26 protein-coding genes and 1 pseudogene are annotated in these 22,803 nt (G+C 66.4%); 13 read left to right on the top strand and 14 right to left on the bottom strand.

Annotated elements, in window-relative coordinates; translation table 11 throughout:
• Positions 1-61: 61 nt before the first annotated feature.
• Together M1L58_RS13695 and M1L58_RS13690 are read right to left on the bottom strand one after the other, a co-directional pair.
• Positions 62-439, bottom strand: a complete 378-nt coding sequence (locus M1L58_RS13695; RefSeq protein ID WP_248659294.1) for an SRPBCC family protein — start codon at positions 437-439, stop codon at positions 62-64.
• A 230-nt stretch (positions 440-669) separates the two neighbouring features.
• The gene (locus tag M1L58_RS13690) at positions 670-1,098 is read right to left on the bottom strand and encodes a hypothetical protein (RefSeq protein ID WP_248659293.1); all 429 of its coding nucleotides are present in this window, start codon (positions 1,096-1,098) and stop codon (positions 670-672) included.
• 155 nt (positions 1,099-1,253) lie between these two features.
• On the opposite strand from M1L58_RS13690, the gene M1L58_RS23630 reads away from it, so the two are divergent.
• Positions 1,254-2,447 (top strand): alpha/beta fold hydrolase, encoded by a 1,194-nt coding sequence (locus tag M1L58_RS23630; RefSeq protein ID WP_374112724.1) that lies wholly within the window; start codon positions 1,254-1,256, stop codon positions 2,445-2,447.
• 67 nt (positions 2,448-2,514) lie between these two features.
• Here M1L58_RS23630 and M1L58_RS13675 read toward each other — a convergent pair whose 3' ends face one another.
• Positions 2,515-3,084, bottom strand: a complete 570-nt coding sequence (locus M1L58_RS13675) for a DUF488 domain-containing protein (protein ID WP_248659292.1) — start codon at positions 3,082-3,084, stop codon at positions 2,515-2,517.
• 455 nt (positions 3,085-3,539) lie between these two features.
• On the opposite strand from M1L58_RS13675, the gene M1L58_RS23625 reads away from it, so the two are divergent.
• Together M1L58_RS23625 and M1L58_RS23620 are read left to right on the top strand one after the other, a co-directional pair.
• On the top strand, positions 3,540-3,692 hold the full coding sequence (locus M1L58_RS23625; RefSeq protein ID WP_374112723.1) for a hypothetical protein: 153 nt from the start codon (positions 3,540-3,542) through the stop codon (positions 3,690-3,692).
• Positions 3,689-4,516 carry an oxygenase MpaB family protein gene (locus M1L58_RS23620; protein ID WP_374112722.1) on the top strand — a complete coding sequence of 276 codons (828 nt, stop codon included), beginning with the start codon at positions 3,689-3,691 and terminating at the stop codon, positions 4,514-4,516. Before M1L58_RS23625 ends, M1L58_RS23620 begins: the two co-directional genes overlap by 4 nt.
• Before the next feature lie 54 nt (positions 4,517-4,570).
• Here M1L58_RS23620 and M1L58_RS13665 read toward each other — a convergent pair whose 3' ends face one another.
• The 4 genes and pseudogenes from M1L58_RS13665 to M1L58_RS13650 all read right to left on the bottom strand — a co-directional run bounded on the left by M1L58_RS13665 (position 4,571) and on the right by M1L58_RS13650 (position 6,688).
• Complete coding sequence (locus M1L58_RS13665; protein WP_245548546.1) at positions 4,571-4,771, bottom strand: hypothetical protein; 201 nt, start codon at positions 4,769-4,771, stop codon at positions 4,571-4,573.
• Between the two features lie 117 nt (positions 4,772-4,888).
• Positions 4,889-5,344, bottom strand: a complete 456-nt coding sequence (locus M1L58_RS13660; protein WP_248659291.1) for a nitroreductase/quinone reductase family protein — start codon at positions 5,342-5,344, stop codon at positions 4,889-4,891.
• Between the two features lie 74 nt (positions 5,345-5,418).
• Positions 5,419-6,034, bottom strand: a pseudogene (locus M1L58_RS13655) (AMIN-like domain-containing (lipo)protein).
• Positions 6,035-6,055: 21 nt separating this feature from the next.
• Complete coding sequence (locus tag M1L58_RS13650) at positions 6,056-6,688, bottom strand: LGFP repeat-containing protein (protein WP_006864954.1); 633 nt, start codon at positions 6,686-6,688, stop codon at positions 6,056-6,058.
• A gap of 209 nt (positions 6,689-6,897) precedes the next feature.
• Between M1L58_RS13650 and M1L58_RS13645 the strand changes: the two genes are divergently transcribed.
• The gene (locus M1L58_RS13645; RefSeq protein ID WP_248659290.1) at positions 6,898-8,406 is read left to right on the top strand and encodes an APC family permease; all 1,509 of its coding nucleotides are present in this window, start codon (positions 6,898-6,900) and stop codon (positions 8,404-8,406) included.
• 22 nt (positions 8,407-8,428) lie between these two features.
• On the opposite strand, the gene arr is transcribed toward M1L58_RS13645, so the two are convergent.
• Positions 8,429-8,857: an NAD(+)--rifampin ADP-ribosyltransferase gene (gene arr, locus M1L58_RS13640; RefSeq protein WP_248659289.1), complete on the bottom strand. Its 429-nt coding sequence runs from the start codon at positions 8,855-8,857 to the stop codon at positions 8,429-8,431.
• Positions 8,858-9,138: 281 nt separating this feature from the next.
• Between arr and M1L58_RS13635 the strand changes: the two genes are divergently transcribed.
• A complete protein-coding gene (locus tag M1L58_RS13635) occupies positions 9,139-10,017 on the top strand; it encodes an alpha/beta hydrolase (protein ID WP_248659288.1) in 879 nt (292 codons plus the stop codon).
• A gap of 17 nt (positions 10,018-10,034) precedes the next feature.
• Here M1L58_RS13635 and M1L58_RS13630 read toward each other — a convergent pair whose 3' ends face one another.
• Positions 10,035-10,223 carry a hypothetical protein gene (locus M1L58_RS13630; RefSeq protein ID WP_248659287.1) on the bottom strand — a complete coding sequence of 63 codons (189 nt, stop codon included), beginning with the start codon at positions 10,221-10,223 and terminating at the stop codon, positions 10,035-10,037.
• Between the two features lie 211 nt (positions 10,224-10,434).
• Between M1L58_RS13630 and M1L58_RS13625 the strand changes: the two genes are divergently transcribed.
• The gene (locus tag M1L58_RS13625) at positions 10,435-10,989 is read left to right on the top strand and encodes a DUF2243 domain-containing protein (protein WP_248659286.1); all 555 of its coding nucleotides are present in this window, start codon (positions 10,435-10,437) and stop codon (positions 10,987-10,989) included.
• Positions 10,917-11,792 (top strand): cytochrome c oxidase assembly protein, encoded by an 876-nt coding sequence (locus tag M1L58_RS13620; RefSeq protein ID WP_248659285.1) that lies wholly within the window; start codon positions 10,917-10,919, stop codon positions 11,790-11,792. The genes M1L58_RS13625 and M1L58_RS13620 overlap by 73 nt, the downstream gene beginning before the upstream one ends.
• Before the next feature lie 48 nt (positions 11,793-11,840).
• Here the strand turns inward: M1L58_RS13620 and M1L58_RS13615 are convergent, their stop codons facing one another.
• The gene (locus M1L58_RS13615) at positions 11,841-12,713 is read right to left on the bottom strand and encodes a helix-turn-helix domain-containing protein (protein ID WP_248659284.1); all 873 of its coding nucleotides are present in this window, start codon (positions 12,711-12,713) and stop codon (positions 11,841-11,843) included.
• A gap of 142 nt (positions 12,714-12,855) precedes the next feature.
• On the opposite strand from M1L58_RS13615, the gene M1L58_RS13610 reads away from it, so the two are divergent.
• Together M1L58_RS13610 and M1L58_RS13605 are read left to right on the top strand one after the other, a co-directional pair.
• Positions 12,856-13,548, top strand: a complete 693-nt coding sequence (locus M1L58_RS13610) for an SDR family NAD(P)-dependent oxidoreductase (RefSeq protein WP_248659283.1) — start codon at positions 12,856-12,858, stop codon at positions 13,546-13,548.
• A 40-nt stretch (positions 13,549-13,588) separates the two neighbouring features.
• Positions 13,589-14,335 carry an MBL fold metallo-hydrolase gene (locus M1L58_RS13605; RefSeq protein WP_248659282.1) on the top strand — a complete coding sequence of 249 codons (747 nt, stop codon included), beginning with the start codon at positions 13,589-13,591 and terminating at the stop codon, positions 14,333-14,335.
• Positions 14,336-14,355: 20 nt separating this feature from the next.
• On the opposite strand, the gene M1L58_RS13600 is transcribed toward M1L58_RS13605, so the two are convergent.
• Complete coding sequence (locus tag M1L58_RS13600) at positions 14,356-15,528, bottom strand: acetyl-CoA C-acyltransferase (protein ID WP_248659281.1); 1,173 nt, start codon at positions 15,526-15,528, stop codon at positions 14,356-14,358.
• A gap of 120 nt (positions 15,529-15,648) precedes the next feature.
• Here M1L58_RS13600 and M1L58_RS13595 point away from each other — a divergent pair, with 120 nt between their 5' ends.
• Entirely contained in the window at positions 15,649-16,122 is a 474-nt protein-coding gene (locus M1L58_RS13595; protein WP_248659280.1) for a winged helix-turn-helix transcriptional regulator, read from the top strand.
• Positions 16,123-16,271: 149 nt separating this feature from the next.
• Here M1L58_RS13595 and M1L58_RS13590 read toward each other — a convergent pair whose 3' ends face one another.
• Positions 16,272-17,648: an NAD-dependent succinate-semialdehyde dehydrogenase gene (locus tag M1L58_RS13590; RefSeq protein ID WP_248659279.1), complete on the bottom strand. Its 1,377-nt coding sequence runs from the start codon at positions 17,646-17,648 to the stop codon at positions 16,272-16,274.
• A 297-nt stretch (positions 17,649-17,945) separates the two neighbouring features.
• Here M1L58_RS13590 and M1L58_RS13585 point away from each other — a divergent pair, with 297 nt between their 5' ends.
• The gene (locus tag M1L58_RS13585; protein WP_248659278.1) at positions 17,946-18,947 is read left to right on the top strand and encodes an alpha/beta hydrolase; all 1,002 of its coding nucleotides are present in this window, start codon (positions 17,946-17,948) and stop codon (positions 18,945-18,947) included.
• A 380-nt stretch (positions 18,948-19,327) separates the two neighbouring features.
• Here the strand turns inward: M1L58_RS13585 and M1L58_RS13580 are convergent, their stop codons facing one another.
• A complete protein-coding gene (locus M1L58_RS13580; protein ID WP_248659277.1) occupies positions 19,328-19,909 on the bottom strand; it encodes an HdeD family acid-resistance protein in 582 nt (193 codons plus the stop codon).
• 89 nt (positions 19,910-19,998) lie between these two features.
• On the opposite strand from M1L58_RS13580, the gene M1L58_RS13575 reads away from it, so the two are divergent.
• Both M1L58_RS13575 and M1L58_RS13570 read left to right on the top strand, forming a co-directional pair.
• Positions 19,999-20,865, top strand: coding sequence for an acyl-CoA thioesterase domain-containing protein (locus tag M1L58_RS13575; protein ID WP_248659276.1), 867 nt, complete (start codon positions 19,999-20,001; stop codon positions 20,863-20,865).
• Positions 20,866-20,931: 66 nt separating this feature from the next.
• A complete protein-coding gene (locus M1L58_RS13570; RefSeq protein WP_248659275.1) occupies positions 20,932-21,993 on the top strand; it encodes a DUF4185 domain-containing protein in 1,062 nt (353 codons plus the stop codon).
• Positions 21,994-22,073: 80 nt separating this feature from the next.
• On the opposite strand, the gene M1L58_RS13565 is transcribed toward M1L58_RS13570, so the two are convergent.
• On the bottom strand, positions 22,074-22,790 hold the full coding sequence (locus tag M1L58_RS13565; protein WP_248659274.1) for a DUF305 domain-containing protein: 717 nt from the start codon (positions 22,788-22,790) through the stop codon (positions 22,074-22,076).
• Positions 22,791-22,803 lie beyond the last annotated feature (13 nt).

Below are 22,803 nucleotides of genomic sequence, written 5' to 3'. Positions count from 1 at the left end.
TGTCGATATTGACAATCATCGAATCAGTGGTCAAACCCAAGCGGCGCGTGGCGTTGGTCCTCTATTCCAGAGGCGAGGCGATGCGTTCGATGCGCGGCAACGCGATGGCCAGGACAGGTAGGTATGCCACCGCCCAGACCGGGGCGCCGAAGCTGAGAACACACCCACCCGCCACTGGGATCACCTCATGTCGCGTGGCGTTCACGGCTCCCACTTTCCAGGCCCACGACCGTCCATCTACGAACTCGGTGATTTCGAAGGGCAGGGGCACCCCCGCGATGGTCGTGATCGTTCCTCGTACCCCGGAGGCCAACTCGGCGTCTCCGTGCACACGTGCCCCGGTGACGGTGGGCCCCCATCTCGGCCAGGAGCTCACATCGGTGATGGTTGACCACACCGCTTCGGGAGGCAGGTTCATCCGCACTTCGGCGGTCGGCATACCGTGTCGAAACGAAGTGCGAACTCGCAGTGCCGAGCTCATCGAGGTTGGGAACATCGAACCATCGTCGCAGAACGTGGCCGGGAGGGCGCCAATCGCCGCGCGCGGGCTCGACCATCTGCCCTGGGTCACGCCGACGTCGTCACCACGATCATGGGAGGGTGCACTGCAGGCACGGTCGCACGCATTCATCGAGTGTGTTGGTTCGGATCGACTCGCTGCGTAGCGTCTCAGACCCGGCGCAGCCAGGGCTGTGACGGATCGACCCAAACCTGATCCACCGGACCGATACCCGTCACGGCGATCACGGCCGGTTCGGCGGCATCAGCAAGAGCACCGTCGAAGTGCGGGGTTCCCGCGACCCGCTTGACGAACGACCCCGCCGGGGCCGGCACGGCTGCCCCGGGATCGAAGTCCGAACCACTGTTGCACCACCACACCCCCGAGACCACCACGCACAGCCTGTCCGTGCGATAGAAGTGAGGAGCGCTCATATAGGCCGGATACCACTTCGTGAGGACGAGGTACTGTCCGTACTCTTCCTCCACGCCTGCGAGCGTCGCCCTCTCCACCGATTGCGCCGGTGCATCCGGCGGTGACTCCCACCGGATGGCATCAGGGAGACGGATGATCGTCTCAGCAGGATTCAGGCGACTCATCTGCGCTCCTCTCAAGACTCCGAAAACTGCTTGCCTCTCGCCTGTTTCGGCCACCGGTCACCGGCCTTCCTCAGCTCACGCCGCGAGGACAACCCGAGCTTGGCGAAGATCGCGAGTTCGCCACCCGGATCAGCCACGCCGAGCGCCCGTTGCTGGTGCTGCGGCCGGAAGTGGACCGCGCCGGCGCCTGGAACGCCGGCATCGCCTTCGCGGAGAAGCTGCGTGCTCCGGTACACGGCGGACCGTTGGCGCCGAGGTGTTCGTTCCCTGAGGACCACCCGCTCTACGCGGGACCGCTGCCTCTGACGATCGCCGGCGTCAATGAGGCGGTGGCGGGTTTCGATCTCGTCGTCGTCATCGGCGCCCTGGTGTTCAGCTACTACCCGTACGTGGCGGGCGACTACCTGCCCGACGGAACCGACCTGTTGCAGATCACCGAGGATCCCCACCTCGCGGCGGTCGCCCCCGTCGGCGACAGCCTGGTCGGCGACATGAACACCGTCCTGGACGAGCTGGTCAAGCTCGTGGACGTACCGGCCGACCGGAAGGCTCCACCCGGACTGAGCCGCAACCTGGGCGCCGACCTCCCCGTGTCGAACGCGCCGATGATGCCCAACGACGTCTACGCGGTCCTGCGTTCGGTCAAGCCCGACGACGCAGCGTGGGCCGACACCTCGAGCTGGGACGGAGTCGTGTCGGCGCTGCAGCGGCGGGGCTACGAGGCGCGCGCGATCGCCAACCCCCTGGAGAACCTCACCACCGATTCCGAGTACGTCGCGAGTTTCCTGAGGACGGTGCGCGCCCCGGTCGTCCTGGTCGGACACTCCTATGGGGGTTCGGTCATCACCAATGCAGCGGCGGGGAACCCCGGCGTGAGGGCACTCGTCTACGTAGACGCCGCGGCTCCGGCCGTCGGAGAGACCAACGGCTCGCTGAGCGGAGCGGATTCCGTCCTGAAGAAGAAGCCAGACGCAGAACTGTTCGACAAACTCCCGTATCCGGGCGCACCCCCGGGAGCTAACGACCTCTACCTGAAGAAAGACATCTTCGTGCGGCACTTCGCCGGCGACCTACCCGCCGTCCACGCCACCCGACTGTGGGCGACGCAGCGCGCGGCGTCGACCGCGGCCTTCGGCACGCCGTCGAAGTTCGCGGCGTGGGAGACCATCCCCTCGTGGTACTTCATCAGCAGCGGTGACCAAATCATCAGGCCCACTTCGGAGAAGGCCATGGCACGGCGGGCGCGCTCCCAGGTGACCATCTTCGACGGCGGGTCGCACCTCACCTTGATCTCCCACCCGGAAGCGGTGACCGCCGTGATCGAGCAAGCCCTCGCGTCGGTGCGGTGACACAGCCGTCAGCTCGCCGTCGACGCAAGTACGACCAGATCGCCACCGCCCCTCTGCTCCGCGGTGTTCACCGACCTGCGGGGTAGGTGACCTGCCCCCGCCGCCCGATGACCGCGCCCGAGCTGAGGACCGCCAGATCCACATGGCCGGGGCTGAGAATGTGGCGCACGTCCTCGCCGGAAGCCAGGAGATGGTCCGCGATGATCCGACGATGACACCGCCACCAGACGGCCTCGGAGCACATCAAAGCCACGCGGGAGTTGTGGCCGATGTCGCGCAGATCGTCGAGAGCGCCGGCGAATTCATCGGACAACGCGTGGTCGGCGTAGTTGTGGAAGCTCCGGTTCTCCCACCAGCCGTTGACATCGAAAGGCACGTCTCTGCTCACCGGGCGTCGTCCGGTGAGAGCCTCTTCGCGCCGATACCGGACCCCCGCATCTTCGAGACCTGGCGCAAGCGCGTCTTGGTTGAATTGCGGATATCGCTTGGAGCCGGGCAGTTTTCGGACGTCGACAACAAGCTTGATGCCACTCTCGTGAAGCAGGCCCACGAACTGGTCGAGAGTGTGGGTGGAGTGTCCGATGGTGAAGAACGGTTCTCTCTCGACGTCCTGCGCCGATCTCGTAGGTGCCGGCATGTCCTCATCGTAGGTGGACAAATCGAGCCGGTGACCGGCCATCTGCACCCACCGCTGTGAGACGCTTTCGACGATTTGTCCCAAATCGCTGGGTAGTAGTGCGCCATCCCGACCTCTCAGGCCGAGCGAGTCGCGCGGCAGGCCGACGAGTTGCCCGAGCTGTACGGCGACTTCGACTTCGACACGACCCCGGAACGATTCACCACCGACCCGGACGTGAAGTCGGCACTGCCGCGCCGACTGGGCGATCGCAACAAGTACCTGAACGACCCGCGTCTGATGGAGTTGGTCCACACATCGACCTTCTTGGCCGATGCACCCGCCGATCGGGTCGCTGCCCTGTCTACGCGGTACCCGGTCTCCGAACTCGTGAATCTCGTCCGACGCGTATGCCGCGAGGGCACGGAGAACGTTCCCGACGCTCCCCCGGAGATCGGCGAACTCATCGCGGTGGGATGCAGGAGAAGCCGGACTGGATCGACTTCGGTCTCATCGACGACGGCGCTGCGTACTCCCGACTGTATGCCGCGCTCGTGTCGCCCTTCATGACCCGAGGCGCATTCCTCGCGACCTTCACCAACAGCTATGCGGCACGGCACTGCCGATGACTATCACCGGCGCCTTGTCGGGCACCCGCGCCGCACACCGGGTCAACGAGACCACCGCCTACTTCGCGGTCACGGCACTGCCGGGGGGTCTCGAACGCTTCAGCCCGGGCTTCGAGGCCACCGTGATGGTGCGGCTGATGCATTCGATGGTCCGGTTCAACGCGTTGCAGCGAACCGGCCGCAACAACCGCAAGAAGCGAATCTGGGATACCAGGGTCTATGGTCTGCCGGTCCCCCAGATCGATCAGTTCCCGGCGGGCATGATCGGGCCATACCAGAAGGCCGACAAAGCGGTCAGAGCGAACCGTGATCTGCCCTACGACGAGCGGGCGATGGTCGAGTTCCACCGCTACCGCGGATTTCTGCTCGGCCTACCCGAAGAACTGCTGCCCGGTTCCGCACAGGAGATCGTCGATCTGTTCAATGCGCGCGCCGCAACCTTGCGCTACGGCTACGACGACGACTGCCGCAAACTCGTCAGCTCCACCCCGGACGCCTACCTGCGCCCGTCGGCGAGCACTTTCGACCGTGCAGCGGACGCCGTCGAAAAGAGCTACAGCAAACTGGCTTTCACCGCCGCCTTCTGCGAGGGCAACTTCAAGAAGGCTGCCGACATGGGCGTCGCCCTTTCGGTCACCGACCTCGCGCGAGCAGCGGCGACCGCGCCGTGGCTGACCAGCCGGTTTGCCGCGGTCCGCATCGCAGGCAGGCTCCCGGTCCTGCAGGATCTCGCCGACCAGTACATCACCGAGCTGGTCAAACGACGCCTCGACGACTACGGAATACCCGAGTACACAACGGATTCCCGCGAGTACGCGCACTGACAACCAGACCGCGCCGGGGACGTCAGTTCGGCCGGATCGAGCGGTATGGAAAGGTCAGGCGAGCCTCAGACCTGTCGGCACCCCGCTCGGGCGCTCGGAAGCGGGCGCCGGCGTGGCGCCGGCCCCGGAAACAGCAGCAAGCGAGTCGTCTCGCTTGGTGCCGGGGTGCTCCATGCGGCGTTGGAAACGTTCCATGCCGATGGTGAACACCGTGAGCCCCACTGGGGCGAACAGTCCCACGATGAGTGCGACCATGCGTCGTGCCTCCTGGTGTTCCGATACGTTGACCGGGAAGGTACTTAACCATTCGTTCGTATCGGTAAACATCGGATCTCGCTGCCGGCGACCGGAGCCCGAGCGCGAGCAGGCGGATCAGCGGGTGTCGATCCGGAACACTCCACAGCGGCCCGCGACGGCGGCGAATGCGTCGGGGGTGACGTCGGTGACCACGCCGGCGTCCTTCATCATCTTCGGGCCGTCGCTGCCCGACAGCTCGGGCCAGGCGCGGAGCACCGGGATCGCCTGATCGGCGGGCAGTTCGACGAGCCGGACGTCGGTCACATCGCCGCGGATCGACAGCTGCGCGAGTCCATCGGCGGCGCGGACGTTGCGAGCCCAGTCGGCTCCGGGGAACCCCTCGAGGAGGTAACGCTCTCCGTCGAGGGCGATCACGGTCAGCGGCGTCCGCCGCGGCTTCCCGCTCTTTCTGCCCGGCACGATCAGGACCGGTAGCTCCTTCATCGCACCAAGGCGTTGGAGGAACAGGAACACCTTGTTCATCGGCTTGAGCCAGCACGGAGGCGTGGCGGTTCGCGGTGACGTGGGCATGGTCGCTCCTTCCGGCGCCTTACTCCGTACACCGTACTAGGTTTTCGGTGGCGCGTACACCACCAGCGGCACGGTCAGCGTTGCACGTCGATCACCAGTCGTGTCGGATCGGTCAGCACATCGACAGTGAACGGCGCTCCGGGTTCGGACACTCCGATGAAAGACTGTGTGACGCCTTCGAATACGAGCGCGCCCCGCACCTCCACCACCGAGCCACCGGGTTGCGCACGAACCGGATCGGGGCCGTCATATGGCTCGGCGCCGCTGTCGCCGGGGTACGTCGACCCGGTGATCTGGACCTCCAGGATCGCCTCACCCGCGACCTCGACGGGGAAGCCACTTCCGTCCTGGAGCGCCTCGTCGACGTAGGCGACGCGCCAGCCGGGCCGCCCTCTTCCGCCGAGCTCGTAGACGACTCGATCGAATCCGTCGTGCCTGCCGGTCCGGATGTCGGTGACGGTGAGTCGGGCACCCTCACCCGCGGGCGCGGTCTTCGGTCTGGGGTTCCCCGCCATCGGTCGCGACATCGGACGGCGTCGCACCGGGCATGGACGTAGGCGTCGACGTGACCGTCTCGGTCACCGTAGATGCGGCACCACCGCCATCGTCAGACTCACCGTCGTCAGCAGAACACCCCGCGACGACGAGAGCAGCGACCAACGGGACCAGCGCGGCGCGCACACGCATCATGAGCGCCCACGCTACCGGGGGTCAGGGCCAGAAGATGGTGCCGTTCTGGAAGTCCTGGGCGAAGCGGCTGCCGACGCGGTATTCGCCACCGAGCGGGACACCGTAGTACCCCTTCGCGGCCCCCTGCGCACGCCACTTCTGCAAGATCCCGCCCCACACGATCTGGGCGCCGCCGTTCGCCGACCAGGTGATCGTGCCGCCTTGGAAGTCGCTGGTCCGCCCCTTACCCGACTTGTACTCGTTGGTCGTAGGGAAGCCCAGCGCGCCACGCTCGGCGCCGATCTTCTGCCAGCGGGTCCGGATCGCGCCGCCGACCTGATGAGCCGTACCGCCGTCGACGGCGGGGTGCCAGTAGAACGAGACATTGCGGGCGAAGCTCTGGTAACGACCCTGCTTGGCCGAGGCTCGTTCGGGACCGGTCGGTGCGCCCCACTTCCAGGAACCACCGGTCTTGGAGTAGGCCTCCTCGATCTTCCCCCCGACCACGATCCCGTTGATCACCCGATCGGCCTGGGCGTTCGGAGCGAGAACAACCAGAGACATCGCGGCGGCGACGATCGCCAGGCCAGCCGAGGCATACCGCGACCGGCGACGGCCGGCGGCGGTCCGGGTGTCATCGGAGGCGCGTCGAAGCAGAGACGAGAGACCAGACATGGGCGTGATCATACGGATGCAGCGGATACGTCGTTAGGTCAGCTCACGATCCATGTCCCGAATCAATCGATCAACAGAGACGACACGAATAGTCGGAGCACTGCTCGTATCGTCTTCTCGTTAGCTCGACCGGGTGACGTTTCAGCGTTTCGCGACGTTTTCGGGCGACGCTCTCTAGCTTTGGTCCAGACCTGAGCGGCGGAGGCCATATGAGCGATCAGACATCCCGAAGCGATGCGACCGAGGTATCCGCCGAATTCGGGTACAAGCCAGAACTGAAACGCACCCTCGGGTCCTTCCAGGTGTTCGCTGTCTCCTTCGCGTTCATCTCGGTGGCGGTCGGCATCTTCGGCACCTACGGGATGTTGCTGAACAACTCGGGGCCGGTGGGGATCTGGACCTGGCTGATCGCGTTGGCCGGCCAGTTGCTCGTGGCGCTGGTCATCGCACAGTTCGCCGCACGCATCCCGCTCAGCGGATCGTCGTATCAGTGGGCCTCACGACTGGCCAACCCCCGCGTGGGGTGGATCTTCGGGTGGCTGACCTTCTGCTATCTGGTCACCGGCCTGATGGCGATCGACTTCGCAATGGCCAGCCAATGTCTGATGCCGCTCTTCAACATGGCACCTGACGAACAGACCGCCCGCGTCATCACGGTGGTCGTCCTGCTCGTGCAGGCGGGCCTGGCGATCGCGTCCACCCGACTCGTCGGACTGATCAACTCCTTGGCCGTGGGGGTCGAGGTCACCATTGTGATCGTGCTCGTCATCGCCTTGCTCGTGGCAGTGGCCGTGACCGGCGACGGCGCGGTCAGCAATCTCGGATCACGCGGCGTCGCAGTGGATTCGGCAAACTACTTCGCCTTTGGAGGCGGCCTGATGGCGGTGATGATCGTCGGCCTGGCGACCCTGGTCGGCTTCGAATCGGCGGCCAACATGGCGGAGGAGGCCAAGGATCCCCATCGCACGGTCCCCCGGGCGATCGTGGGTTCCGTTGCCGCCGCCGGCATCCTGGGGATGATGTTCCTCATCGGTCTGACGGTGGCCATCGACGATATCGCGAAGGTGACCGCCTCGGGGTCGCCGGTGGCGACGATCATGCGCGACCAACTCGGCGCCCCCACCGAACGAATCCTGCTGGTGGTCATCGCCATCGCCTTCTTCGGTGGCGGGCTGGTCTCGATGACCTCATGCGCACGTATCGTGTTCGCGATGTCGCGCGACCGCCGCTTCCCGGCCCACCGCCTCATGAAGCAGGTCAGCCCCCGTACTCAGACCCCGATTCCCGCAACCGTGCTACCACTGGCGATCGGGGTCATCGCGATGATCGTGATCCCAGGTGACGCGCTCATCGAACTCATCACTGCAGGAACCTTGTTCCCGGCGATCACCTACGGACTCGTCGTCACGCTGTATCTGGTCGTGCGCAAGCGCCTCGATCGACGGACCGGAGCCTTCGACCTCGGCCGATTCGAGCTGCCTGTCGCAGTCGTCGCTCTGGTGTGGACGGTGTGTGCCATCGTCATCCTCGTCTCCCCCAGTGACGCGACCGTTCCGGTCATCATCGTCGGAGGTCTGATTCTTCTCGGCAGCGTCTACTTCGCCTACATGTTGGTCTTCCGGCGAGAGGTCCTCGACACCGAACCCGGCCACGACGTCTTCGGCGGCACGGACGAGCGCCCGCGCGAGCACCCGGCCGCCGAGGATGCCGACATCTGAACCGGTCGTCCCGGGTTCGTGCCTAGTCGTAGAGGACGGCCCGTCCTTCTCGCCTCAGGACCTCGAGTCCCTCGCGGAACCGTTGGAGATACTCCGGGGAATGCGGCTCCCAGTCGGTCATCTCCCCGATGACCTGTACGGGTCGGTCGCTGCGATACGAATGCGTCGGGTTGCCCGGGAACTTCTTGTCCGTCACGTTCGGATCGTCTTCCACCGGGCCTTGCGGTTCGACGATGTAGACCCGACAACGGCCGTCGCCTCGGGCCATCTCGGCAGCCAGGACCGCACCGTCCAGGACCTTCGTCATGTAGATGTAGTTGGAGGTGTGCTCGGGCCGATAGTTCGACTGATGGCCCGGCACCAGGTACTCGCCCACCTGTAGGTCCGCTCTGGTGCCATGAAACAACGCACCGGATTCGTGCACCTCGAAACGTTCGGGTGTCTCGGCCATGTTCGCCACTGAAAAACCTCCCCGCAGCACAGTTGCCGAGCCATTGTGCACTCGCTCCCGGGTCTTGCCGCAAGCCCCGTACCCGGCGATAGACTGAAAGTGGAACGACACATTTTCGTCGTGTCCGGTCACGATTTCCCTACCCCGAAACCGCCGCTGCCGTGGTTCAATTCGTCGTGCGCGTAAGTCACTTGATCGCAACCGCCGCAGCGACTGTCCTGGTCGTCGGGACCGCCGGGTGCTCTGCCGGGTCCGGGAAGCCGGCCCCACAGTCGTCCGCGGTGACCACGACAACGCAGGCTCCGACGGCGGCTCCGCCCGTCCCCGAGTCCTCTGATGGACTCCGCATCGAACGGATCGAGTATCTCGACCCCGCCGACGCCGACGCTGCCGAGAACTGGGCCAACCTCTATCTACCGGCCGGCGACCACGAGGACGGGTCCGTTCCACTGGTCACCATCATCCACGGCGGCGGCTGGGAAAGCCGGGCCGGCGCAGAACAATTCGACGATATGGCGCGTGACCTGGCCGTCCGCGGACTCGCCGTCTACAACCTCGAGTATCGCCGGGTCGGCACCGGCGGCGGATGGCCGACGACCTTCCACGACGTCGCCCGCGCACTCGACCACGTACCCACGATGGCCGAGGCACATCCGGAACTGAGCATCGACGACGAACTGGTGATCGGCCACAGCGCCGGAGCGCAACTGGCCGTCTGGGGCGGCACCCGGCACCGGCTCGACGACGACGAAGTGGGCTCGCGGCCGGCTTTCGTCCCGTCTCGCGTGGTGTCCATCTCCGGCCCACTGGACATGCGCTACGCCGTGAACCACGGCAACGGCCGGGTCATCAAGCAGATCCTCGGCGGCACACCAGATCAGGTGCCCGAGCGATACGCGTCGGTGGACCCGATCCAGAACCTCGACCCTGATCTGCCCGTCATCCTCTTCCACGGTCTCGCCGACGACGATGTGCATCCCAACAACTTCCGGCACTACACCGCCGCAGTCCACGCGGCCGGTGGCAGAGCCGAGTTGAATCTGGTGGACGGTGAAACGCACACCTCACTGGTTCACCGCCAGTCCCCCGCCTACCAGCAGATCCTCGACCGGCTCACCGTCGTGGCCACCACCGAACTCGCCAAACTACGCAACGAGTGACGGACACGCTCCTCACCTCAGCCGACGGGTGAACACGCGGTCCGCTCGAACGCGCGGGCACAACCGACACGTCGGTAATCGCCAGCGGGGTCGCTGCCGTCGCCGGTCACCGGCAGCGCAGCGAGCGAGGTCACCGCGATCGCCGTCAGCTCCGTTCGGTCCACCCCGCCGTTCGCCAGGACCTCCATCCCTCGGTTGCCCGCCACGAAGACCCCTCAGGCGAGTTTCATCACCGGCAGCGAACTGTTCGTCGACGGCGGCGATTCGCAGGTGTGACGAGCACGTCGCCACGCGGGGCAACGCCTACCGGCAACGGCGAACCCTGCCGAGGGGTCGCGGCGAGTGGGTACGCGTTTGACGTCGTTCGCGGCCGGGGTATTCGACTCCGCGCACACAAACTTCTGTGGGAGGCCAACGGTGAACAGCAACGGCACACGGTCAGATCGAGTCTCGGCGCCGTCCCTCGCCCTGCCGGGGGTGGTTCTCGGCGTCGGGTTGGGCGGGTTCATCGACGGAATCCTTCTTCATCAGATCCTGCAGTGGCATCACATGCTGACGAGCACGGACAGCGACCGCATCGGACTCGACCACTACCCTGCCGACACCGTGCACGGCCTCGAGATCAACACCCTCTGGGACGGACTGTTTCACGCCTTCACCTGGCTCGCCGTGCTCGTCGGGCTCGCGCTGCTGTATTCGCGTGTCACCCGATCCCGGCAACGGTTGTGGACCTCTCGCGCACTGTGGGGTTGGGTTCTGGTCGGGTGGGGTCTGTTCAACCTCGTCGAAGGGATCGTCGATCACCACATCCTCGGTATCCACCACGTCCGCACCGGGGACGACCAAACTCTGTGGGACATCGGCTTTCTGATCCTGGGCGCGGTCCTCGTGCTGGCCGGATGGGCACTACAGCGATCTGCCGCACCACGCGCGACGCCGCCGGCGAAGCAGCACACCTCGGCGTCGTCGTGAACGTCGCCCACCAGGCAGAACCCGGTGCGATGTCCGCCGGTGCCCTGGCGGCGATGACGGTCCTCGTCCTCGCCGCAGCGATCTACCTCGTAGCCGCACGCCGATGCCACCAGGAGCCGCGCGGATGGAACCACTGGCGCACCGCGAGCTTCCTCGTTGGGCTGATCCTGCTGGGCTTTGCGTTGCGGCCCAGCATATCCGGATCATTTCCGGACCACATGATCGGCCACCTCCTGCTAGGCATGTTCGCTCCGCTGGGCCTCGTCCTGGGCGCTCCCATGACGCTGCTCCTACGGACCGCGTCACCATCGACGACCCGGCCGCTGGTGCATCTGCTCAGATCCCGGCCGGCCAGCATCCTCACACACCCCGCATTCCTGCTCACCGCGGTCATCGGCGGATTGGTTGCGCTCTACTTCACGCCACTGTTCACCATCGCCGACGATCATGCCGCAGTGCATGCAGCGATCCACGCGCACTTCTTCATCTCCGGTTATCTGTTCGCCTGGATGATCGCCGGCCCCGACCCGGGACCGGACCGCCCATCGGTGCGGATGCGGATCGTGGTTCTCGGTGTCGCGGTTCTCGGGCACGCCGTCGTCGCGCAACTGATCTACGCCGGCCTGTTCGTCGGCGTCGACGCTCCGCCGGATGAGCTCCGGACCGGCGGCACCCTCATGTATTACTGGGGCGACATCGCCGAGATCCTGCTGGCCTTGGCGCTCCTACTCACCTGGCGGCCGGACCATCGCGGGACGGCCGAGAACCGTGGCCGCCCAGCGACGCAGGCCGTCCCCGGGTGATTTCAAGGCAGTTTGTGCCACCGGCCGGACCAAATTGCACCCGTTTCACTATGTGAGATTTGAGCGATCTGGTCGGTCCACCTTCGGTTCTCGACTCGACACCGGCAAAGTCGCCGACGACAGCAGAGCCAGCTTCTCGGCGTCTGCGCTACCCGGTTCCGGATGGAAGATGACGAGTTCGAGCCCCGGTGTCCCGTCGATGCTCATCCGCTCCCGGTACAGCGTCATCTCCCCGACCGTCGGATGATCGAACTGCATCGGGGCGCCGAACTGGGCCTTGACGTCGTGCCGTGCCCAGAGTTCGCGGAACCACGGACTCGCAAGGGACAACTCGCCCACCAGCTCGACGAACCGCGGGTCGTCGACGTCGGTGCCGACCGCTCGACGCAGGTTGCCGATCAAGCATCGCGTCGAGTTCCGCCAGTCCGGGTACAGGGCTTGATCGGCGGGTTCCAGGAACATGTCCCGAAGTTGGTTCCGCCCCACCGCGAACCGCGGCGACAGCGCCGTCGCCGAGGCGTTGGCGACCAGGATGTCGAAGTAGCGGCCCTCGACGTACGCGGGCTGACCGAGGCTCTCCACCAGTTTCTGAACGCCCACCGGCACAACCTCTTTGCGAGCACGTCGGCGGGGTCGTCGGGGTTGATCACCGACCAACGACAGCAGATAGGCGACGTGGTCGTCGTTGAGCTGAAGGACCCGCGCCAGCGACTCGAGGACCTGCGTCGACGGGTTCCGGTCGCGGCCGCGCTCCAGGCGCAGGTAATAGTCCGCGCTGATCCCCGCGAGCATCGCGACCTCCTCGCGTCGCAGACCCGGCACGCGTCGCACCCCCACGTCGGGGATGCCCGCGTCTTCCGGGGTCACGAGCCCGTGGCGAGCCTTCAGATACTCGCCGAGCGTGTTGGGCCGGTTGGTCATGCCATTCAGCCTAGGTCGAGCCGCGCGGATGAAAGGGGGTCCTGCCACACCCTGGGACAGCCGGAGCACTGCCGGATCGCGCGGCGCATCCATAGCGTCGACGACATGGCCCACCTCGGGCACAGACGGAAGGGATCCACTCATGACAGTTACGCTCATCACCGGGGCCAACAAGGGAATCGGTTTCGAGACGGCCCGCCGGCTGACCCGGCTCGGACACACCGTCTACATCGGCGCGCGCGACACCGAGCGGGGTGAGAAGGCCGCCGCCGAAGCCGGTGCGCGGTTCGTGCAACTCGACGTCACCGACGATTCGTCGGTCGCCGGCGCGCTCGCCCGGATCGACGCTCTCGAGGGACGCCTCGACGTACTGGTGCACAATGCCGGGATCTCCGGGTACTGGATCGTCGACGGTCCGACCGCCGCGCGGGTCTTCGACACCAACGCCGTGGGCATCGTCCGGGTCACCGAGGCGGCACTTCCACTGCTCCGCGAATCCGATCACCCGCGGGTCGTCACGGTGTCCAGCAGTGCCGGATCGTTCTGGGCCGTGACGAACCCCGATCGTCCCGAACACGGTTTGACCGCCACGCTGTACGCGGCGTCGAAATCCGCGGCGACGATGCTCACGCTCCAGTATTCGAAGGCCGAACCGGCGATCAAGTTCAACGCGGTCGAACCCGGCTTCACCGCAACCGACATGACGGCCTCGACCGGAATGACCGGCGGACGGCCCGCCGAGGACAGTGCACGTACCGTCGTGCGCCTGGCGACGATCGGCCCCGACGGACCGACCGGAACCCTGCAGGACGAGAACGGAATCCTCCCCTGGTGATGGCGGGTTTGGAGGCCGGTCAACGGGGTTACGCTGAGACATGGTCTTCCAACGCGATGTCGCACCCGGAATCCATCGCCTCGAACACGCGTACACCAACCAGTACCTGGTCGAGGACGGCGACCGACTGGTGCTCGTCGACGCCGGACTGCCCCGCTCGTACGGGCCCCTGGTCGACGCGATCCATCACCTGGGTCGCGACGTCGATGCGGTGTCCGCGCTGATCATCACCCATGGGCACTTCGATCACGTGGGCACCGCACGGCGCCTGGCCAAACACTGGCGCATACCGGTGCACATCCATCACGACGACGCGTGGCTCGCAGCTCATCCCTATCGGTACGCGCACCAGAACGCCACCCGGTTCGGGGTTCCGCTGCGCAACCCGCCATCGTGGAAACTGCTCGGCCGCATGGCTTCTGCCGGAGCCTTCCAGGTCCGCGGAGTCGACGAGGCCCATGTGTCCACCTTCGGCGAAGCCGCCGAACTCCCGGGGAAGGCCACGGTGGTGCCGACCCCTGGACACACCTTCGGCCACGTCTCCCTGCACTTCCCCGACCGCGACGCGGTGATCTCCGGCGACGCACTGGTCACCCTCGACCCCTACACCGGGGCACACGGGCCCCGGTTGATCGCCGGGTCCGCGACCGCCGACCTAGAGCGGAACCGAGCATCGCTCGACGCCCTCGCGAGCACCGGCGCGAAGTCCGTCCTGCCCGGGCACGGCGTCCCGTGGCACCACGGTGTGGCGGCGGCCGTGGAGCGCGCCCGCCACACCGACAGCTGACACCGGTCGGTCCGCCCTACTCAGTCGAGACGTTCGTAGATCGTCGCGTTCGCGAGACCGCCTGCCTCACACATCGTCTGAAGCAGGTACCGCCCACCCCGTTGCTCGAGGGCGTTCAGGCCGGTGGTGGCAAGTCGGGCTCCGCTGGCTCCCAGTGGGTGACCGAGGGCGATCGCCCCGCCGTTGACGTTCACCTTGTCCAGGTCGACGCCGAGCTCCTGGGCCCAGGCCAGTACGACCGGCGCGAAGGCCTCGTTGACCTCGAACAGGTCGATGGCGTCCAGGTCGAGTCCGCTGCGCGCGAGCACCTTCCGGGTCGCCGGGATGATGGCGGTGAGCATCAGGAGCGGATCGTCGCCGGCCACCGCGATCGTGTGGACCCGTGCCCGCGGGCGCAGTCCCAACTCCGCCGCCTTCTCCTCGCTCATGACGAGGATGGCCGCCGACCCGTCGCTGATCTGGCTGGCACTGGCGGCGGTGATCTTCCAGTCGATCTCGGGGAACCGCTGCGCGATCGCCTCGTCGTAGTACGCGGGTCGGAGGCCACCCAGACTCTCGAGGGTGCTGCCCACCCGAATCCCCTCGTCGGCGGTCAACCCGGCGATCGGTGCGAGCTCGGCGTCGAACAACCCGTTCTTGGTCGCCTGCGCTGCCAGTTCGTGTGAGCGCAGGGAGAACTCGTCGATCGCGGTGCGGGAGATGTCCCATCGCGCGGCGATCAGTTCGGCGGAGATGCCCTGCCCGACAAGTCCATCCGGGTAGCGGTCGTCGAACGCGACACCGTTCAGGTCCGACGCCCCCACCGCGGCCGAGCCCATCGGCACCCGAGACATCGATTCGACTCCCGCGGCCACGACCACGTCGTAGGTGCCCGCGATGACTCCCTGGGCGGCGAACGCGATCGCCTGCTGTCCGCTGCCGCACTGGCGGTCGATCGACACACCGGGTACCGACTCCGGATAGCCCGCCGCCAGCAGGGCAAGCCGTGCGATGTTGAAGCTCTGCTCACCCACTTGACTGACGACTCCGGTGATGACGTCGTCGATCTCCGCGGGATCGATGCCTGTGCGGTCGACGATCGCCCGGAGACTGTGCGCGAGAAGGTCGACCGGATGGATGTCGTGCAGCCCACCCGAGGGCTTCCCTTTCCCGATCGGAGTGCGCACCGCGTCCACGATGACTGCAGTTGCCATGTCTGACCTCCATCTAGGTGGATCGTCGCCGACGATCCGCAGGTGGCTGACTTTTGTCGGCCATAGTCAGAGATCTACGCCCTGACTATGGTCCTGTCAAGCCAGGGTAGGATGGATCACATGATGAAGTTGGTGGGACCGCTCGCGGAACGTGACCGGTGGGAGGCGACGCACTGCTCGATCGCCAAGGCGATCGAGCTGGTCGGGACCCGATCGGCGATCCTGATCCTGCGCGAGGCGTTCTACGGCGCGACCCGGTTCGACCAGTTCGCCCGCCGTGTCGGCATCACCGATGCGGTCGCGTCGGCCCGGTTGAAGGAGCTCACCGAGGCGGGTGTCTTCACGAAGGTGCCCTATCAAGAGCCTGGCCAGCGGGTCCGTTACGAGTATCTGCTCACCGCCATGGGCCGGGATCTCTTCCCGGTTGTCATGTCGCTCTGGCAGTGGGGCAATGACCATCTCCAGCCCGACGGCGCACCGCTAACGGTCACCGACGCGTCCCACAGTCCGGTTCGGGTCGGGGTGGTGACGGGCGAGCAGAAGACCCTCGACCCCGAGGATGTCGAGGTGAGGGTCAACCGCTCGGTGCGCTGAGCGCCCGGCCACGGATTCGTCGCAAGACGGATCCACCTGATAGTCTCGGGCTCACGTTCACGCGGTGCTGTAACCCGCTTGTTGAACCAGAGGCCGGGGCGCTTACAGGAACCCCCGGTCTTGTCCAAACTTCCGCGGGCCCTGAAGACCTACTTCGCTGCCGTGCGCCGCAGCTTGGTGTTGACGAATTCGCCCAGGCCCCAGCGTCCGAGTTCACGGCCGTAACCCGAACGCTTGACGCCGCCGAACGGCAGGCCCGGCAGCGTGGTGCCGTGCTCGTTCACGTAGGCCATGCCCACCTCGAGCCGGTCGGCGACCTCCTCGGCCTTCGCGGTGTCGGTGCTCCACACCGACCCACTCAGACCGAACTCCACGTCATTGGCCAACGCCACGGCCTCGTCCGCCGAGGGCACCTTGTAGACCATGGCCACCGGGCCGAAGATCTCCTCGGAATATGCGTCCATGTCGGGCGTGATGTCGGTCAGCACGGTCGGCTGGAAGAAAGCGCCGTCGCGATCGATCGCAGCGCCACCGGTCCGTAGCGTCGCACCCTGGTCGACCGCGGTCTTGACCTGGTCGGCGACGGTGTCGCGCGCCGAGATCGATGACAGCGGTCCCATACGCGTGGACGAGTCACCCGGGTCCCCCACCTTCGTCGCCTCGAACTTCTCGACGAGGCCTTGCACGAAGTCGTCGTAGAGCTCCTCGAGCACGATGAACCGCTTGGGCGAGTTGCAGGCCTGTCCCGCATTCGACAGGCGGGCCCGCGCGGCGATCGTGGTGGTTCGGTCCATGTCGGCGGAGTCGAGCAGGATGAACGGGTCCGAGCCGCCCAGCTCGAGGACCGACTTCTTGAGGTTCTCGGCGGCGACCTTGGCCACGGCGGCGCCGGCACCCTCGCTGCCGGTCAGCGACACGCCGCGGATGGCGGGATGCGCCAGGAGCTCCGCGACCTGGCCGCTGCTCGCGTACACGTTCGCATAGACATCGTCCGGCACCCCGACATCGTGCAGGATCTCAGCCATCAGCGCCGACGATGCCGCGCAGATCGATGCGTGCTTGAGGATGACGGTGTTACCGGCCAACAGGTTCGGAGCAGCGAATCGGGCCACCTGGTAGTAGGGGTAGTTCCACGGCATCACACCGACCAGCGGTCCGATCGGCGCCGTCTGGACGATCGACGACTCGGCGCCCTGCGGATCGAGTTCCTCGCTGACCAGGAGATCCGGGCCGTGTTCGGCGTACCAGCGGTAGATGTCAGCGGCGAGCTGCACCTCACCTGCCGCCTCCTTGGCCGGCTTGCCCATCTCGGTCGTGATCGTCGACGCCAGTTCGTCGGCCCGCTTCTCGTACAGGTCCGCGGTCCGGGACAGGATGGCCGCACGCTCCGCGACGTCGGTGCGTCGCCAGCTCTCGAAGGCTTCGAGCGATCGTGCCGCGAGTCCGTCGATCTCGTTGTCGGCGAGTCCGGGGAACTCCCGATCCGTGACGCCTGTGGTGGGATTCGCGGTGACGTAGGTGCTCACAGAGAACCGTCCTTCCGATGTCGGTGGTTCTGGTCGGCTGCGTTGTTGGGCCCACACGATGGGGCGCAGCCGAGTCTCGAACGGGTACCCGCGCGACCTCGGCGCAAACACGAGCACCGCGGGCCCGCTCGCCACGCCGCGCTCGCCCGTTCGGACGAAATTCAGTGAAACCCAGGTCGCGAACACGCGGACACTCGTCCCAAACCTCGGCGGGTCGGCGACGTCTAGTACATGATTGAGCGGATATCGCCGACGCGGAGCGTGGGGGCGCACCGTCGGAAAGCAGTAGGGGGAGAAATGTCGATCTGGCAGAGAGCCGTCGTCCTCGCATGCGCGGGTGTCGTCGCCGTGACCGGAAGTCTGACCGTCGGGGGGTCGGTCGCCGCTGCGCCGAGCGATGGGTCGAGTCGTGAGGTGTCACGCGTGCTGTCCGTGTCGCCGACGACGCCGACGCGTTCGACCGTGACGGTCTATTCGGCTGCGATGGAGCGACCCGTCCGTGTCAGCGTGCTACTTCCCCGAGACCGTGAGAAGCCCCGCCCGACTCTGTACCTCCTCGACGGGATCGACGGCGGCATCTACACCAACTACACGCAGAGCGGTTGGACGTTCCAGACCGACATCGTGAAGTTCATGGCGGACAAACCGGTCAACGTGGTCATGCCCATCGGCGGGATGGCCGCCTACTACACCGATTGGCAGAAACCGGATCCTGTTCTGGGACGGAACAAATGGGAGACGTTCCTGACCAAGGAGCTGCCCCCGCTGATCGACAAACGCTTCAACGGCAACGGCCGGAATGTCATCGGGGGGCTGTCGATGGGCGCGTTGGGCGCGATGTCCATCGCCGTCCGTCACCCCGGCCTCTATCGCGGTGTGGCAGCGTTCAGCGGCTGCCTCGACCAGGGCGCTCCCGAGTACCGTCAGGCCACGGCCGCGTCGGTGTCGACCCGAGGCGGCAACCCCGACAACATGTGGGGCCCGGTGGGCCACTCGACGTGGGACGACCACAATCCGGCCGCTCACGTGGACGTGCTGAAGGGCAAGCCGGTCTACGTCGCCGTCGGCAACGGCCTGCCCGATCCGTCGCTGGGAATCGCCGGCCTCGCCTCCCCGGTGGGCGGTGTACTCGAAGGTGTTGTTCTCCAGTGCACACAGAGTTTCAAGCGCCGGGCCGATGCCGCAGGCGTCAAGGTCACCTACGACTTCAGATCCGGACTGCACTCCTGGGGCTACTGGAACGAAGACCTACACCGTGCGTGGCCGACCATCGCCAGGGGACTCGGCGTTCCACGCTGACAGGGTCTGCCCAGAACTGTGCGTGGGACCGGGCGCGGCGCGCCCCGGCCCCCCCCCCCCGGGGGGGCGCGCCCCGCGCCCCACGAAGGGCTGGCGACCCTACCTCACCAGGGGCTTCGTGGCTCGTCGCTATCGCTCCTCGCACCTCAGCCGACGGAAAGAGCCGTCCCTATCGCCCTCGCACCTCAGCCGGCGGAAAGAGCCGTCCCCATTGCTCCTCGCACCTCAGCCGACGGAAAGAGCCGTCCCTATCGCCCTCGCATCTCAGCCGGCGGAAAGAGCCGTCGCTATCGTCCTCGCACCTCAGCCGGCGGAAAGAGCCGTCGCCATCGCTCCTCACCCCGCCGGCGGGAGGATCGCTCCTCGGCAGGCCGTGTGGATCAGACCGCAGGCTCGGCCGGGGCCTCGACCTTCTTCGGCAGCGTCAGCAGAGTGGCGATCGACAGTGCGACCAGCATGATGCCGCCGACCCAGGTCAGGACCTGGAGCGAGAAGACCGGCAGGATGATCATCACGATGCCGGCGATCACGGAGATGATGCCGGAGAGGATCAGGAACCAGGTCGGGCTGTGGCCGGACTTGGTGACCGCGCCGTAGAGGTCGGCGACGCCCTGGAAGATCCAGCCGATGCCGATGAACACCGCGAGCAGCCACAGCGCGTCACCGGGGCTGAAGACCGCGATGACACCGGCGATCAACACGATCGCGCCCACGATGCCGAGCAGCACACGGGTTCCCGTACTCAGGAACGACGCCGCGAACGCCTGGTAGATGCGGAAGATACCGGCGATGATCAGCGAGATCGCGAACAGGATCGCGACCACGACGATGGTCGGGCCGGGCCAGAGGATGGCGACGATGCCGAGCACGATGCCGACGATCGAGGTGAGGATCAGGGCCGTCCGGACGGCGCCGATCAGTTCATCAGGGAAATGCTTCGTGTACGCCGTCGCGAATGTCATGGTCGAAGGTTATCGCCCGGAGGGCCGTAACACGCTGTCCTTGAGGGCCTGTGGCACAAACTGGTACTCGTACGGGTAGTAAGTGTCGAATGACCTCCATCGCGTTCTTCGAGAGGGCCGACGAGCCGTCCGGCGAGATCCGGTACCGCCCGACCACATTCGCAGCGAGTCTCTGGGCTCCCGGAACCCTCAACGGTCCGGCGGTGTGCGCACTCGCCGCCCGGGCGGTCGAGGTGGAATTCGGCACGGAAGAGTTCCTGCCCGCTCGGTGCACGATCGATCTGTTCAAGGCCGCCCGTGACGTTCTCACCTCCACCCGCACGCGACTCGTCCGTTCCGGCGGGCGCATCCGCGTCGTCGATGTGGAGATCGTCCAGCATCCGGATGACGCCGACGAGGTGGTCGTGGCGCGCGGGACGACAGTGTTCCTGCGAACGTCGACCAACCCTCCGGGCGAGCGGTGGCATCGGCCGCCGGAAGCGGTCACCTTTCATCCGCCGACCACCACCGGCGACGACCTCGCACCGCGATTCGCCTCCGATGCACCGGACGGTGGGCTCGGTGAGTGGCAGCGCGACATGTCCGGGCACCAGAACGGTCACCGCAAGCGGATCTGGACCCGTGCGGCCCCGATCGTGCCGGGCGAGGAGCCGACACCATTTCAGCGCGCGGTGGTCAGCGCCGAGTCGGCGAGCCTGGTCTCGAACTGGGGTGATACCGGCATCGGTTTCATCAATTGCGATCTCACCGTCGCGCTGAGCCGTCTGCCGCACGGGGAACGCGTCGGCGTCGAGGCGGACGTCCACGTCGAGGACGACGGGGTCTCGGTGAGCAACGCCGGCCTCTACGACGCCGACGGCATGTTCGGGACGGCGCTCGTCACGGCGGTCAACAACGCTGCCGCCCAGATCGACTTCACCACGGTGGACACCTCCGAGCGGTATCGCGAAGCCTGAAAAGACCGTATTTAGCCAGGTGAAATACCTCCCACCGGGCTCTCAGGTCTTGATAAGGTCACGCCCATGACACGACGCCTTCATCGGCTTCTCCTGGGTCTCGTCGTCTCGACCCTCGCGTTCGCCCTGACGTCGACGCTGGCCTCACCGGCGCAGGCCGGCAACGTCGCGGGTCCGGCGAGCATCGTCAACCGCCTCACGGGCCCGTTCGCCATGAACGACACCATCGGCCGCTACAACATCGTCGGCACCGACCTGGGCGTCATGTGGGACAACGGCCGAGGCGAGATCCTCACCGCCTTCGGCGACACCCAGTCGTTCAACGGCTGGTCACTGCTCTACGGCCAGCTGTACTACTGGCGGTCCAACGTTTTGCTGCGCAGCACCGACCGCAACCTGGCCGACGGCATGACGTTCACCTCGCACGCCGGCCGCCCCGGCCACGCGAAGCGCCTGCTGAAGCCGAATGTGCGCAAAGAGGTCACCATCATCCCGACCGCGGGTGTCGCCGCCAACGGCAGGCAGTACATGACCGTCATGTCGGTCAAACGGTGGGATTCGCCGGGGATCTGGACGACCAACTGGTCGGGTCTGGTCGTCTCCGACGACAACGGCGAGAACTGGCGCGCCCTCAACGCATTCCGCCCGAACGGCGGCGGCAACAAGAAGTTCCAGATGGGCGCCTTCCTCAAGGTCGGCAAGACCGTCTACTATTACGGCACCCCCGATGGCCGCTGGGGCAGCGTCTATCTCGCCCGGGTCGACGAGAAGGACATCGAGAACCTCGGCAAGTGGGACTATTTCTCCTACGGCCGCTGGGTCCGCAACAACCCCGGCGCGGCCACTCCGGTGATGGGTGCGCCGACCGGCGAGATGTCGGTCGCCTGGAACGACTACCTCGGCAAGTACATCTCGCTGGCCAGCCAGGACATCGGCGTGACGCTTCGTACCGCCGACAAGCCGTGGGGTCCTTGGACTTCCGGCGAGCTGGTGGCACCGTCGGCGGACCCCTACACCGGTTACGCGCCGTACATCCACCCGTGGTCGAAGGGCAGCACCCTGTACTTCACCTACTCGATCTCGATCGGCTATCAGGTCTACCTGATGAGGTTGCCGCTCAAGCGATGACGCCTGCGAGGTGGGGCGGTTCGGGGATCTCCTCGTACCGCCCCACATCGCTTTCACGGTGTCAGTTCTGGGTCACGGCGTCAGTTCTGACCCAGCATCGCCCGCATCTGGTCGATCTCGGCCTGCTGCGTCGTCCTGACCTGTGTGGCAAGGGTTCTGGTCGCCGGGTCGGCGCCGTTGGCCAGCACCTCGTCGGCCATCGCGATCGCGCCCTCGTGGTGCCTGATCATGCCCTCGAGCCACAGTCGGTCGAACTCCCCGCCGCTCGCCTGACGGAGCGCCGCCATCTGCTCGGCGGACATCATTCCCGGCATGTCCCCGTGCCCCATGTTCCCCTGCCCCATGTTCCCGTGGCCCATGTCCCCGTGATCCATGTCGTCCCCGTGATCGGAGTCCCCGTCGTCGTCCATGTGTCCGGTCACCGGCACACCCCACGACTTCAACCGTGCTGTCATCTGGTCGATCTCGTCGTCCTGCGCGTCCTCGATGGTGTCGGCGAGGGTGATCAGTTCGCGGTTCTGCGTCCGGCCCTCGACGAGGTCGGCCATCATCACCGCCTGCCGGTGGTGGCCGATCATCTCGGTGGTGAACTCGACGTCCGCGTCGTTGTGCTCCGCGGCGGGCGACTGGCCCGGCGCAGATGCGTCGGCAACGGACGACGCCGGGCGGCCGGCCGAGGTGCCACCGGAAGGCGAGTCGTCGGATGAACACCCGGCGAGCGCGAGTGCGAGCGCGGCGCCGACGGCGGTTCCGAACGCGGCGCGGCGTCGGAGAGTTACATTGTGCTGTACAGACATTGGATTCCTCGCT

It is taken from the genome of Gordonia sp. C13 (assembly GCF_023218005.1).
Classification (GTDB): Bacteria; Actinomycetota; Actinomycetes; order Mycobacteriales; family Mycobacteriaceae; genus Gordonia; species Gordonia namibiensis.
Note: the sequence above shows the minus strand (reverse complement) of the source record. Positions and strands in the feature narration are given on the sequence as shown.